Below are 13,874 nucleotides of genomic sequence, written 5' to 3'. Positions count from 1 at the left end.
TGCAGCAGCCCATTTTCGCAAGTATGCCCTTGCCAGCTTCAGATATACACTTCGCAGTCGTCTTCCACGCGCTTGCAGTTGCTGCGGACATTTTCCATGACAGCCTGAACGTCCTGGCCCTCTTCAAATTCCACCTTCATCTTCAGTCCCATGAAATTGACCGTTGCATCTTTGACACCTGGCGTCTTCTTAGCAGCCTCCTCCATCAGATTCGCGCAGGCGGCACAGTCAACCTCGATTTTGTAAACCTTCTTCATACAGGCACATCCTTTCTATATATGAATGTTTATTCATTAGATAATCTAAGTATTGCTCCTCTTGCAGGGCAAACAATTTTCCCTGCTTATGAAATCCTTCAGGCTGCAGCCACATCTGAAAGGCTGCGGCTGTTTTCATTTGCCTGCAGGACAGACTTGGGGACAAACATGGCCCGCACAGCGTTCAGAACAGCCAGGACCATGACCCCCACATCGGCGAAGATAGCCGCCCACATATTGGCAAAGCCTATAGCCCCCAGCATCAGCACCAGCACCTTGACCCCGATGGAGAACCAGATATTCTGCCTGACAATCCGCAGGGTCTTGCGGGCAATGCGCTGGGCAACGGAAATCTTGAGAGGATCGTCATCCATCAGCACCACATCGGCGGCTTCAATGGCCGCATCGGAGCCCAGAGCCCCCATGGCTATGCCCACATCGGCACGGGCAAGCACCGGGGCATCGTTGATGCCATCCCCTACAAAGGCCAGCTTGCCGGTCTTTTTCTGCTGCAACAGCTCTTCCACCCTGGCTACCTTGTCCTGGGGCAGCAGCTGGCTGTATACCTCATCCAGCTGCAGATCCGCCGCCACCTTGTCAGCTGACTTGCAATTATCACCAGTGAGCATGACCGTCTTTTTGATGCCATTGCGCTTGAGAGCGCGGATAGCCTCATGGGCATGTTCCTTCACCACATCGGCAATGATGATATGGCCGGCGTATTCGCCCTCTACCGCCACATGGATCATGGTGCCAGCTTCATCGCATTCATGCCACCTGGCACCAAGGGAGTCCATCATCCTGGCATTGCCCACGCAGATGGTCTTGCCGTTGACTCGGGCACGGATGCCCTGACCGGCGATTTCCTCCACCTCTTCCACCTGGCAGCCATCAGCCTCATGGCCAAAGGCATTGCGCAGAGATTCGGCAATGGGGTGGGTAGAATAGCGCTCCACATGAGCAGCCAGGTGCAGAAGCTCCTCCCGATTCAATTTGTCAGTATGGATGGCATTGACCTGGAAAACGCCTTTGGTCAGGGTACCAGTCTTGTCAAAGACCACCGTATCCACCTCTGCCAGGGTTTCCAGATAATTGGAGCCCTTTACCAGCACTCCCTGACGGCTGGCGCCGCCAAGGCCGGCAAAGAAGCTGAGGGGAATGCTGACCACCAGGGCACAGGGACAACTGATAACCAGGAAGGTAAGGGCGCGGTAAATCCAGGTACCCCACTCGGGAGCCACCCCCATGCCCCAAAGACGTACCAGGGGCGGCAAAAAGGCCAGCGCCAGAGCAGCATATACCACGATGGGGGTATAAACCCGGGCGAAATTGCTGATGAAGTCCTCCGATTTGGACTTCCTGGAGCTGGCGTCTTCCACCATCTCCAAAATCTTTGAGGCCGTTGACTCATCAAATTCCTTGGTGGTCCTTATCTTCAGCAGGCCGTTGATATTGACGCAGCCGCTGATGACCTCATCCCCCTCCCCGGCTTCCCGGGGCAGGGCTTCACCAGTCAGTGCCACTGTGTTCAGGCTGGAAGCGCCCTCCACCACCACACCGTCCAGGGGAATCTTTTCACCGGGCTTGACCACAATGATGCTGCCGATTTCCACCTCATAGGGATCCACCTGCTCGAGGGAGCCATCTGCCTGCTGCAGATTCGCATAATCCGGGCGGATATCCATCAGCTCGCTGATATCCCGGCGGCTGCGGCCCACAGCATAGGCCTGGAACCACTCACCCACCTGATAGAACAGCATGACGGCAATGGCCTCGGTATAATCCCCATCCTCATAAACAGCCAGCGCCATGGCACCCAGGGTGGCAATGGCCATGAGCAGGCTTTCATCAAAAGCCCGCCGGTTCCTGAGGCCCTTGCCAGCCTTGTACAGGATATCATAACCAATGGTGAAATAAGGCACCAGGTAGGCCAGGAAGCGGGGAAGCCCCGCCAGCGGCGCATAGGCCAGGACAACCATCAGTACAGCAGCCACGATAATCCGCACAAGATTTTTCTTCTGCTTCTGATTCATAGACATTCCTCCCCAGGCTGGACATTACTATATGTGAACAATTATTCATTCGTTGAATGTATTATACCATTTGCTGGCCCGGAGAACAATAGCCAAACAAAAAATAGCCCGTCTGGAATAAAAATAAACCAGACGAGCCATTTCACTTAGTCCACCAATTCGTAGCCTGCCTCGGTGATGACCTGGGCGAACTCCTCCCGGGCAATCTCCCGTTCAGCTGTCACCTTGGCCGTACCGGCTTCCAGGTTAACCTCCACAGCGGTAACTCCCGCCATCCCGGCCAGCGCATCATTTACATGCTTCTGACAATGGGCGCACATCATGCCTTCAATCTTAAGTTCCTTTTCCATAGTCTTTTCCTCTTCCTTTCTGTCATTTGCTGTTTCTTCCAGTTTATCCTGATGAACTGCCGTCACTTCTGCCTCCTGCTCCGGCTTGAAATACCGCAGCCTCAGCGCGTTCATGACCACGCAGACACTGGACATGCTCATGGCTGCCGCCCCAATCATGGGGGAAAGCTTGATGCCAAAGGCAGGATACAGAAGCCCTGCAGCCAGTGGAATGCCGATGATATTGTAGATGAAAGCCCAAAACAAGTTTTCCTTGATATTGCGGATCACTGCCTGGGACAGCCTGATGGCACTCACTGCATCCAGCAGATTGCTGCGCATCAACACCGCATCGGCACTCTCCATGGCCACATCTGTACCGGCGCCGATGGCAATGCCCAAATCAGCCCGGGCCAGAGCCGGCGCATCATTGATGCCATCGCCAATCATGGCCACCTTGCGGCCCTCTGCCTGCAGCTTTGCAATATGCTGCTCCTTGTGGGCTGGCAGTACCCCGGCAATGAATTTCCTGAGGCCCAGCCGCTGGCTGACAGCACTGGCTGTGCGTACATTATCGCCGGTGAGCATGATGACTTCCAGCCCCATAGCCGTGAATTTGCGGATAGCCTCGATGCTGGAAGCCTTTTCCCTGTCCGCCACCGCCATGAGGCCCACCAGTTCTCCCCCACAGGCAAAGAACAGCAGGGACTTGCCTTCATCTGCCAATTTTGTCACCAGTCCACGCTGAGGCGAGATATCTATGCCCTGCTCAACCATGAAGGCTTCGTTGCCAGCCAGGCAGGGCTTGCCCTGCACCTGCCCTTTCAGACCCCGTCCAATGACGGCCTGGAAGTCCTGCACTGCTGCCGGGGAAATCTTCTTGCTCCCCGCATAGGCCAGCACGGCTTCGGCCAGCGGATGCTCGCTTTTCTGTTCCAGTCCTGCCGCCAGAGCCAAAAATTCCGTCTCCTCCATGGCGAAGACTGCCACATCTGTCACAGCAGGCTTGCCCTCAGTGATGGTACCGGTCTTGTCCATGACCACCGTATCCACGGCCTGGGCAATTTCCAAAGCTTCCCCGGACTTGATCAGTATGCCGTTTTCCGCCCCCTTGCCCGTGCCCACCATGATGGCCACAGGCGTTGCCAGTCCCAGCGCACAGGGACAGGAGATGACCAGAATGGATATAGCGATGGAAAAGGCAAATTCCACGCTCTCTCCCAGTGCCAGCCACGCGCCCCCTGCCGCCAGGGCAATGAGAATCACCACTGGCACGAACACCCCGGCAATGCGGTCAGCCAGCCTGGCCATGGGAGCCTTGCTGGCGCTGGCTTCATCCACCAGCCGGATGATCTGGCTGATGGTGGTATCGCTGCCCACCTTCTGGGCACGGAAATGTATCGCCCCCGCCTTGTTCAGCGTGGCAGAGGTCACCATATCCCCGGCCTGCTTGAAGACTGGCAGGCTTTCACCGGTCAGGGCCGACTCGTCCACGCTGGTCTGACCCTCAAGCACCACGCCATCGGCGGGTATCCTCTCCCCTGGCCGTACGATAATCTCGTCCCCCACCACCAGCTCCTCAATGGGCAGCAGGACTTCCCTGCCCCCTCGCAGCACAGCAGCCTGCTTCGGAGCCAGTTCCATGAGTCTGGCCAGGGCAGCACCTGTTTTTCCCTTGGCCCTGGCCTCCAGATACTTGCCCACGGTAATCAGCGTGACAATCATGCCCGCTGACTCAAAGTAGAGATTGCGGCTGTATTCTGTCACCAGAGCCCAATCCCCGTGTCCCAGCCCCCAGCCTATGCGGAACAGGGCGAAGGCACCAAAGACGGCTGCCGCCATAGAACCAATGGCCACCAGGCTGTCCATATTGGGCGCGCCTTGAAAGAGATTCCTGAAGCCATTGATATAGTATTTGCGATTCAAATACATGATGGGCAGCAGCAGCAGGAATTGGGCCAAGGAAAAGGTCAGGGCATTCTCCGCGCCGTCAAACAGCTCCCGCACCAGCGCCGGCACCGGCAGTCCCAGCCAGGCCGACAGCATCTGATGCATGGCAATATACATGATGGGAAAGAGGAACAGCACCGACCAAAGCAGCCGCTTTTTTATGTCTGCCGCCTCTTTTTCCAGCGGCGCCGCCTCTTCCTTTTGGGAAACAGACTCCTGCCCCTTCAGGCTGGCGCCGTAACCGGCCTTTTCCACTGCGGCAATGATTGTCCCTGCGTCCAATTTCCCTTCATCATAAGACAGCTGCATGGAGTTGGTCAGCAGGTTCACGCTCACCCCCTCTGTGCCCTCCAGTTTCGTCACAGCCTTTTCCACCCGTGCCGAACAGGCTGAACAGGTCATGCCGGTTATGGTGAATCGTTCTTTTTTCATCAGCCCCTCACCTCATCATCTTGCCCAGCAGCATCACCAGTTCATCCACCACCGCTTCGTCGCCATCACGGATATCGTGGACCACGCAGCTCTTGATATGCTGGGACAGCAGTTCCTTGTTGAAAGCCCCCAGGGCCGCTTGTATGGCGCTGACCTGGGTCATGATATCCACGCAATAGCGATCCTCTTCCACCATGCGGCGGATGCCCCGCACCTGTCCTTCAATGCGGTTGAGACGGGAGATCAGCCCTTTGTATTCCCCGCCCTCCTTGTCACGATACTTGTGCCTCACCTCGGCACAGCCACAGCATCCTTCATGCGCTTGCTCCATAACAGCCTCCCTGATAGTGCCATAAAATATACCCCTTATAGGTATATAGATTATACCCATAAGGGGTATATGTCAAGCACTTGCCCCAACAGAAAAGCCCTCACCCGCAGGTGAGGGACAATCCTATGCCTGTTTTCACTCAAACACTTCCAGCCACTCTTTTTCCTTGAAGCCCACCAGGACTTTGGCATTCCGCCCCTTCCCCACCAGGATAGGCCGCTTCACCAGCATGCCGTCTGTAGAGAGCAAGGCAAACTGCTCATCCTCGCTCATTTCCGCCAGTTTATCCTTCAGCCCCAGTTCCTTGTACTTGACACCGCTGGTGTTGAAGAAGCGCTTCAGGGGCAGGCCGCTTTTCTTATGCCACTGGCGCAATTCCTTCTCCGTAGGGTTATCCTCCTTGATATCCCTCACCTTCACCTCTATCCCCTTATCCTTCAGCCACTGCTCCGCCTTCTTGCAGGTGGTGCAGCGGGGATAGCAGACAAAAAGCAGTTCACTCATACTAACGCACTCCTCTCAAATAGCTTATGTGCCTAATCAGTACGTTCAGCCCTCATCTCTACTTTCCTTTTATACATGGCGCCATCTGCACGGCGGAATACATCTTCTACATTGGAATCCGTATTTTTATTAAAATAAGCAACTCCTACGGCAGCAGAAGGTGCTTCCCAAGGCTTGACGTCTTCCCTGGCAGAACGCCTGCTTAAGTTTTCCTCAAAGTTCGAAAACAGCTTATCTGCATTTGCCAGGTCCGTTTTCTGAAGGATAACTACAAATTCATCGCCGCCTATCCTGTAGACAGGAGAATGGACAAATACATCGCATACAACACCGCAGAAATTCTTGATAAGCATATCTCCATACTCATGACCATAGGTATCATTTATCTTCTTCAATAGATTAAGGTCCATCATGATGATGCCAAAATCATCCATGCTGCCGTTGGCTATCTTTTCATTGATGTCTTCCACTCTCTCATTATATGCAAATTTATTTTTCACACCAGTAAGAGAATCTGTATTTGCCAGGTATTTCATGTGAGCCGTCTCTTTTTCCGCAGAAATGAGCTGGAGCATGTAGTTCTTGATATTTTCTGTCATCTGACCGATGGTATTGCTTAAAGACTCCACCTCATTCTTTATATCAAGATTTGGTTTCTCAAAATCAAGCTGATCGGGGGAACTTACGCACCTGCTCTGCTCAATGTATCTGATGGCGCTTTTTTCCAGCAATTCGATAGGATCTGTGATATTCCTTGAAGTCCAGATAAGAAATACATAAATGAATACAGCACCAATAACAACGATAATCAAAAGAACATTCAGCGTTTTGTACAGGATATCACGATACATCTGTGTCAGGTCTATATCGACTCCCAAAATCGCATAGGGAGCTCCCAGGGAATCACGCAGAGCATATAAACCGCAATAGGAATGCCCCCAATAGCTTCTGCTCTCCATGAATACTATGTCTTTGGCGCTCATAGCCTTATGATATTCGTCTACTTCTTCCTTGGTATATTCATCCTCTGTTATATCGCCGAGATACAGGTTTCCCTCTGTATTTTCATAGCGGTCATAATTATTTTCTGCGCTCATGATGATCAGCACATGATTCCCGCCATCTTCCTTCAAGGGCTTGATGATGTAAAGGTACTGCGGATTGAAGTCTTCCTTAACATCATCCATGAAGGCCATCAGCTCTTTATATTTCCCGCTTTCTGCTTTCGTTTCAGCGCAATGTTTCAAGTCATCATTATCAATATGGCCAATTACATAAGTAATTATATTTCTTATATGGACTTCGCTCTGTTCAAAAAAGAACTCTCTGTAGCTGAAATATATACTGACACCAAGGCATAAGCACAGTACCAATACAAAGGAAATGCACCCTATTTTTACACTTCTTTTTAACGGTCTTGGGATTCTTTCACTTGCCATAATCTTCACCATTTCACCTAATGCGTGACACCAGAGGAAATCCCCTTCTCCGTCACCCTATGCCCCTCCAGCCTCAGCAAAGCAATCTTATTCATCATGCCGCCGCCATATCCTGTCAGCGTGCCCTTGGCGCCGATTACTCTGTGACAGGGAATGATCAGGCAGATGGGGTTCCAGCCCACAGCACCACCCACAGCCTGGGCTGACATTTTGGGCTTGCCCAGCCGGCGTGCCGCCTCCCGGGCTATGTCCCCGTAAGTTGTTACCTGCCCATAGGGGATATTCTCCACAAGGTTCAGCACCACCTGCCTGAAGGGTGTAACATTTTTCACCTGATAAGGGGGCACAAACTCAGGCTCCCTGCCCCCAAAATATATATCAAGCCAGTGGCATGTCTCTGCAAAAACAGGCAGACGCTGTTCCTTGCCTTTACTCCCCTGCCACTCATCATCTTGGCTCACAAAGTTCAAATCCGTAAGATATGTCCCATCACTGCCAAGTAGCAGATTGGAAAAGCCTTCAGGAGTATGGTAGAAATATTTATACGTAAAAATCCCTCCAAACAATCGCTAAGGCTTTATTCTCGACTGCTCCATTTGATTCCTGCCTGAGCAGCACATTGTTTCTAACTAATGTTCCTCATACCAAAATAATAGGCCAGCCTATAATTGGCCAGCCTCCCCAGAACACCTTGCCTACTACGGGTTATACGGTGTTTTTTTAATTCTCTTCATTAACCTAAGATGTTGCACCACTAGCTTTTATCAAACTCACATACCCAAAAGCTCATTGACCTGTCTGCCAATATCCCGTCCCTGTGCATCCTTGAGGGTGGCCATCAGGAACAGGCACTTTCCCTGGCTGGCTTCTGCCCATACATGGCCAACCATATCTTTTTCCTTGGAATCATCCGCTGTCACCAAATGACCGCCTTTGACCTCGATAGCCGCTACCCGGCCATCTGTCAGCTTGACCACAAAATCCGGGTAAAAGTTATCTTGGTGGGTTGGTAGCCAAAAAGAGTTAAGAGTATCACGTGGAATGTTCCTGACCCATGTTTCCACCATTGGATGTGCGTCAATATATTGGGCACATATCACTTCATCCTTTGAATCCATATCCCCTATGGAAGCATAGAAATGCTTTTGGAATTTCACCTTGCCACGGTAAAAACTCTTAGCAGGATAATGTCCCGGCCTAAAAGCCATTTGCACCTCCGGCGTCACTCTAGCTGCCTCACCTTCAAACAGAGTTTCCTGTACTCCCTGCTTGTAAGCCTCCTTGCGATTGATTTCTATCTGCTCCTTGAGTATTTTTGCCAGAACAAAACGAAAGCGCACCAAGTCTGCCATGGGCACTTTCTTGACCTGCACCTGATAGTCAACAGCCTTACGCAGATAGTTTACCAAGTCGCCAAAGTCTAAGTCTAAAGCTGTTATCCGTCTGGACAGCCAGATAACCAACTTCTTTTCATCCCAATCTGTAATGCGCTCCAGTCCCAAGGGCCCTTCCTCTGAGCTGGAAAACTGTTCTGTAATCTTGCCGTCCAAAATATCAAATTCATAAACATGGCGACTTTCATCCACCACAAAAGCGGGCAACTCCGCGGAAAAACTTGATAGTGACCAGCCATCTGCCAGGCAGGCCTCCCGATCCGCCAGTTCTGCCCCATCCCCAAAATCAAGACAAAGCTGGGGGACGGCAAAGGTTACACCCTTGTCTACCATCCCTTTAGGCGGGATGTAAACATTTGTCCTTGATACAGCATACAAGGCTTCCTGTTGGTCATGAGGATTTTTGAAACACTCCGTCACCTGTTCCTGCAAATCACGCAGATTATCCTTATCTGCTTCCTTGATGGTGACTTTGTACTTGCCTGTCTTCTCCTCCTTCACAACTTCGGTTAAAAGATTAAGTGCCATATTGCCAGAGAAATCCGGGGCTTCTGTTGTATAGAATTCCAACGTGGCATTCTGCACATATTCCTTTTTTTCATCCTCCAGCAAAGAAATCTGCGAGTTTGGCTGTACCGCCTCCTCTGTTTCTTCACGCTCGAACCCCATGTCTATAAGATTGTCTTTAAAGCTGCCCACGGCACTCATCCAACTGTCCACCGCCACATGGGCATAAGCCCGATTCAAGGCGTCATGCTGGCGCCGTTTGGCATAGGGCATCCTAAGCACGCGTCCAAGAAGCTGCTCAGCATCTTTGCTGGAGTGGACCTTCGCCACACTGCAGAATACATAGGCAAAGGAGCAATCCCAGCCTTCTTTCAAGGCTTGCACAGTAATGACGTAACGCACAGGGCAGGAAGGATCGAACAAATTTACCTCGTCGAGCTCCCTCTGCTCCCCCGTAGCCACTGCTACCTGTTCTGCCGGAATACCATGCTCCTTAATAAGATAATTCCTAACGACTTCAACCGTTACCTCTTTATCTTTGTTTTCCGCCTGTATTAGCATAATAGGCCGCAGATACTGGGGCTCATTTTCCGCAAGTTTTTCCAAACCATTACGCCGTTCAATACCACTGTCAATAGCGCCCTGCCAGCTTTGAGCTTCCTCAAGCATCACTGGCAACTTTATCATATCCTCAGCCTTTAGTTCCGAAGCAGTAACCTTATAGAGCACATTACTGTTAGCTGCCGGAGTAGCTGTCAATTCTACAATGGCCGAAGGGCGAAGCCTCCTCAGCACTTCTTCTGATAGCTTGCTGGCATGATTGTGTGCCTCATCAATGATGATAAGAGGCCGCATAAAGCTAAGCAGGTTAGCAAAGGAATGAAACATCTCCCCTGCCTCGTCCTTGTCAAAATAGTCCTGTGAAGGAATATCGCGGAAGCAGGCATCTAATGCCTCGTTAGTCTGGTAAACTTTACGTCCATCCTTGGACTTTACCCGAAAAGCTGCAAAAGTAGCTATGAAAACATTTGTCTTATCCCGCAAGTCCTGAGGCCGCAAGTGAGTAAAATCAGTAATGTCATAAACCCGCACATTGCCGCCAAACCTTTCATCCAGCACTCGACGGTTCTCTTTATGGGTACTTTGCAATACCTCCAAAGTTTGCTTGCGGATAATATCTGTAGGCACCAGCCATATTACCAGAGGATAATCCTGTTCCAAGTATTCCTCTGCCGCTACGCCAATGGCATAGGACCCCAAGAGAGTCTTGCCTCCCCCAGTGGGCAAGCGCAGGCAAATATAGGGGACATCTTCCAGCCCTTTGATACTCTTGTACTTTTCCCCATAGCCTTGAGCATCCTGCTCTTTTGCAAAAGCACGTACAATTTTTCCATCCAGCCTTGCCGAGCCGAGAAAGGCCGCCAACTTTTTTAAGGCCGCTTCCTGATAGTTCTTTAACTGCAACATGGCGCCGCCTCCTTAATAAACCTTGATTTCTGTGGGGATATGCTTGAAGGTAATCTGAAGCTGCTGCATCTTTGCTGCCCCAAAGAGAGTGCGCTCACCATAAATGACCTTGGGCCCATCATAAGGAGGCAGTATAGACATCACTTTCCTTGACAGCACATTGCCACTCTGGGGCTTTTTATCTCCCAAAATACCGTTATAAAGCAAATAGTATGCAGTACCATTATGAACGCCCAAAAGAGGGCTCTTACCATCACCACTGTAAGGTCGCTTTGTTTCTGTAAACCAGATATGCGCCGCCAATTCAAGGAAGTTTATATCAGGGCGAATAATCTCGTACTCGTCAAATAAAGTTTCACCCAAACGATAAAAGCGAAATCCGCCTCCCCCCTGCCAGTTCACAGCCTTGGAAATCCCGCCCTGCTCCCCGTCAATCACCTTCTGCAGGCGAGGCACGCAATGGGTCACTGCATGATCCCCCATTTCAATACCAATGTAACGGCGGTTCATCTTATGTGCCACGGCAGCAGTAGTGCCGGAGCCTAAGAAAGCGTCAAGAACCACGTCACTTTTTTGTGTAGACAGTTGCAAGATTCTTTGTAACAAGCGCTCTGGTTTAGGAGTAGCAAACACACTATCAGAATTAAATTCCCTAGACTCTCTCTTGGCTTCTTGATTATCCCCAACTTCTGTCCTATACCAAATAGTTTTTGCAACCATCCCCTGTTTGACTTCATTTAAGAATTTTTTTCTTGCAGGCACATTATTACCATTTTTACCAAACCATATCCTATTTTCCTTTACCAATGACAAATATTCATCATAACTTGACCCCCAACACCTGCCTTGTGGAGGATTTACAACTCGTCCACTTGGTAATGTTATTTGATAATCGTTGTCTTTATTATATGTTCTGACAGAAAAATCTGCAGGTTTCCATACACCACGTGGATCATTGTCTGGATTTTTGTAACGCTTATCCATTTCATCAGTGCGAGGCAACAAATTAGGACGCCACAACTCCTTATTTCTTGCGTATACTAACACATAATCGTGACTATCAGATAACCACTTTGCATCATTTTGCGGAGAATACTTTTTCTCCCAAACTACTGTAGCAACAAAATTATTCCTGCCAAAAATCTCATCACATATAACCTTTATATATTGTCCTTCATCATCATCAATAGAAATCCAGATACTCCCATCTTCCGACAAAAGTTCTCTCAGCAATTCAAGTCTAGGATACATCAAAGACAACCAAGTAGAATGTTCTACATTATCATCATAATGCTCAAAAGCAGAACCAGTATTATAGGGCGGGTCCGCGTATATACACTTAACGCGTTCCTTATAATATGGTAACAAGGATTTAAGTGCCGCCAGATTGTCCCCCTGTATCAGCATATTCTCCGAATCATCACCATAACCGAGGTTCCTATCCTCTTTAAGCAATCGGTAAGGCACCCTCCCTGCCGCCTTTACCGCCTCTTCCTTTCCATTCCACATAAGTTCCGGCATCTATGCTAAACCTCCATAATTTCTTAGGCAATACTCTATCTTTCCCCATCATATAAATATATCATATCATCACTCTTTTATCTATATGATTAATTAATACGTATATATTTTCTTAACATATCTACCATATCTTTTGAATTGCTTAACAACCTAAAGACATAGTCTATATAACTCTGTCGTTTCCAGCCAAATTCACTTGGCAATTTACTTTCATAGATAAGGCCCTTGTTATTGATAATCTTTAATGCCTTATTATAATCATTAGTGTCAATGACAGATTGAATCTCTCTTTTGTATTTATCAAATATTTTATCCACATCCATCAAGTTTGATATTGAATTAATTTGTTGTTTATATACACCTATCGTGTTACACGATTTATTAATCAGTCTATTTAATTCATTATTTATTTCTTGTTTCACAAACAACAGTGCTTGATTATCAATTTCCTTTCTTAAAAAGCTCAGCACATTTTCCTTTGTACTAGCTAAAATACATTCAAAATCGCCTTTTCTATAAAGTTTTTCTGCAACAATTTCAATAATTTCTGGTAATAAAAATAAATTTTCAACTTCTGCCACACCCAAACAATAGATAGAATCTTTGCTAAGTTCTTCAACTTCCTTATCTGAACGGCGATCCCTATCAATAATACCTTTCACACTAACATAATTTAATTTTTTCAATCTGTTATATGCCTTAGTACATTCTATTACCTTGTCACAACTTTCAACTGCAATAACATTATACTCTGGAAAAAGACGTTCATAAAATTTTTTATCAAGGCTTTCTGAATCCTTTCCCTCAACTAGTAAAACATTTTGTCTATTCCCCATTATTTCCATAGACAACGCATCTATCACATAACCCTCACCACTAATAAGTTCATATTCCCAATGTCCTATCTTGGGCATATCCTTAATCCATATAATTTGAGAATCAGTACGTGATTTAGCAAATTCCAAATCGTGGGTTATATATAAAAACATGCAATCAGGACGGGCAGCTTCTATTGCATTCCAAAGACGCACCAATATAGACTTATGTAAGTGGTTTTCTGGCTCATCAACAATTATTAAACTATCATCTAGAACACATAACACTTCACCGATAAAATAAAAAATAGCACGTTCCCCATCACTCATATCAGCACCATTATATGATGGATTTTCCGCATTCTTATTTAACACCTCAATCTTTCCAGCCTCTATTTCTAGTGTTTTGTTTGAAATTACATCTTCCCATATGCTCTTTAATATCTCAAGCTTAGTAGTATTATCAAAGGTATCATTACCATCCTTGCGTTTTTTACGAAACTCTAAACTTTTTTCATACTCTTCAGTTACCAACAAAGTCATCAAAGTAGAAAAATCATCTAACAAATGTGTTTCTGGGCTATTACCCCAACGATATGCTTTTTCCCATTTTGTTTTAACCACTCCTTATCATCATTATTTGAACCATATAAAAACGTCTCTTGAATTTGTTTTATTTCTGATGGCCTTGATAATCTTGGCATATTTAGAGATTTTTGTGCAGATATCCTATGTATGTTAATGCCTGCATTATTGTATTCTATCCATGTACTCATCCTCGTTTTTCCAGAGCCATTTGCACCAATTAAAACCATTGAAGTCTTATCTTTAATCGTTTTCATCTCTCCATTTAATGGCGGTATCTTTATCTCCATGTATATATTATCCTTTCATA

The 13,874-nt window shown here is 48.0% G+C and carries 11 protein-coding genes; all 11 read right to left on the bottom strand.

From position 1 onward, the window contains the following. Nucleotides 1–38: 38 nt before the first annotated feature. The 11 genes from BLW59_RS06525 to BLW59_RS06475 all read right to left on the bottom strand — a co-directional run bounded on the left by BLW59_RS06525 (nucleotide 39) and on the right by BLW59_RS06475 (nucleotide 13,854). Nucleotides 39–257, bottom strand: coding sequence for a cation transporter (locus tag BLW59_RS06525; protein ID WP_029540630.1), 219 nt, complete (start codon nucleotides 255–257; stop codon nucleotides 39–41). A gap of 98 nt (nucleotides 258–355) precedes the next feature. Beyond that, complete coding sequence (locus BLW59_RS06520) at nucleotides 356–2,290, bottom strand: heavy metal translocating P-type ATPase (RefSeq protein ID WP_074697136.1); 1,935 nt, start codon at nucleotides 2,288–2,290, stop codon at nucleotides 356–358. A 146-nt stretch (nucleotides 2,291–2,436) separates the two neighbouring features. Next, complete coding sequence (locus BLW59_RS06515; RefSeq protein ID WP_074697135.1) at nucleotides 2,437–5,001, bottom strand: heavy metal translocating P-type ATPase; 2,565 nt, start codon at nucleotides 4,999–5,001, stop codon at nucleotides 2,437–2,439. Nucleotides 5,002–5,008: 7 nt separating this feature from the next. Beyond that, a complete protein-coding gene (locus tag BLW59_RS06510; RefSeq protein ID WP_029540633.1) occupies nucleotides 5,009–5,332 on the bottom strand; it encodes a metal-sensing transcriptional repressor in 324 nt (107 codons plus the stop codon). Nucleotides 5,333–5,467: 135 nt separating this feature from the next. After that, the gene (locus BLW59_RS06505) at nucleotides 5,468–5,836 is read right to left on the bottom strand and encodes an arsenate reductase family protein (protein WP_175463370.1); all 369 of its coding nucleotides are present in this window, start codon (nucleotides 5,834–5,836) and stop codon (nucleotides 5,468–5,470) included. Nucleotides 5,837–5,868: 32 nt separating this feature from the next. Beyond that, nucleotides 5,869–7,275, bottom strand: coding sequence for a GGDEF domain-containing protein (locus BLW59_RS06500; protein WP_318258386.1), 1,407 nt, complete (start codon nucleotides 7,273–7,275; stop codon nucleotides 5,869–5,871). Nucleotides 7,276–7,292: 17 nt separating this feature from the next. Continuing rightward, complete coding sequence (locus BLW59_RS06495) at nucleotides 7,293–7,736, bottom strand: methylated-DNA--[protein]-cysteine S-methyltransferase (protein WP_318258385.1); 444 nt, start codon at nucleotides 7,734–7,736, stop codon at nucleotides 7,293–7,295. Between the two features lie 309 nt (nucleotides 7,737–8,045). Further along, nucleotides 8,046–10,643 (bottom strand): DEAD/DEAH box helicase, encoded by a 2,598-nt coding sequence (locus BLW59_RS06490; protein ID WP_074697133.1) that lies wholly within the window; start codon nucleotides 10,641–10,643, stop codon nucleotides 8,046–8,048. A gap of 12 nt (nucleotides 10,644–10,655) precedes the next feature. Then, nucleotides 10,656–12,164, bottom strand: a complete 1,509-nt coding sequence (locus BLW59_RS06485; RefSeq protein ID WP_074697132.1) for a site-specific DNA-methyltransferase — start codon at nucleotides 12,162–12,164, stop codon at nucleotides 10,656–10,658. Between the two features lie 89 nt (nucleotides 12,165–12,253). Next, the gene (locus BLW59_RS06480) at nucleotides 12,254–13,603 is read right to left on the bottom strand and encodes a DUF4435 domain-containing protein (RefSeq protein ID WP_139283573.1); all 1,350 of its coding nucleotides are present in this window, start codon (nucleotides 13,601–13,603) and stop codon (nucleotides 12,254–12,256) included. Next, nucleotides 13,540–13,854, bottom strand: coding sequence for a hypothetical protein (locus BLW59_RS06475; protein ID WP_074697130.1), 315 nt, complete (start codon nucleotides 13,852–13,854; stop codon nucleotides 13,540–13,542). Before BLW59_RS06475 ends, BLW59_RS06480 begins: the two co-directional genes overlap by 64 nt. Nucleotides 13,855–13,874: the final 20 nt, after the last annotated feature.

The organism is Selenomonas sp. KH1T6 (assembly GCF_900108415.1).
Taxonomy (GTDB): Bacteria; Bacillota; Negativicutes; order Selenomonadales; family Selenomonadaceae; genus Selenomonas_B; species Selenomonas_B ruminantium_A.
Note: the sequence above shows the minus strand (reverse complement) of the source record. Positions and strands in the feature narration are given on the sequence as shown.

Coding starts and splice junctions, on each gene's coding strand:
- BLW59_RS06525 (WP_029540630.1), bottom strand. CDS start 257: ATGAAGAAGGTTTACAAAATCGAGGTTGACTGTGCCGCCTGCGCGAAT.
- BLW59_RS06520 (WP_074697136.1), bottom strand. CDS start 2,290: ATGAATCAGAAGCAGAAGAAAAATCTTGTGCGGATTATCGTGGCTGCT.
- BLW59_RS06515 (WP_074697135.1), bottom strand. CDS start 5,001: ATGAAAAAAGAACGATTCACCATAACCGGCATGACCTGTTCAGCCTGT.
- BLW59_RS06510 (WP_029540633.1), bottom strand. CDS start 5,332: ATGGAGCAAGCGCATGAAGGATGCTGTGGCTGTGCCGAGGTGAGGCAC.
- BLW59_RS06505 (WP_175463370.1), bottom strand. CDS start 5,836: ATGAGTGAACTGCTTTTTGTCTGCTATCCCCGCTGCACCACCTGCAAG.
- BLW59_RS06500 (WP_318258386.1), bottom strand. CDS start 7,275: ATGGCAAGTGAAAGAATCCCAAGACCGTTAAAAAGAAGTGTAAAAATA.
- BLW59_RS06490 (WP_074697133.1), bottom strand. CDS start 10,643: ATGTTGCAGTTAAAGAACTATCAGGAAGCGGCCTTAAAAAAGTTGGCG.
- BLW59_RS06485 (WP_074697132.1), bottom strand. CDS start 12,164: ATGCCGGAACTTATGTGGAATGGAAAGGAAGAGGCGGTAAAGGCGGCA.
- BLW59_RS06475 (WP_074697130.1), bottom strand. CDS start 13,854: ATGGAGATAAAGATACCGCCATTAAATGGAGAGATGAAAACGATTAAA.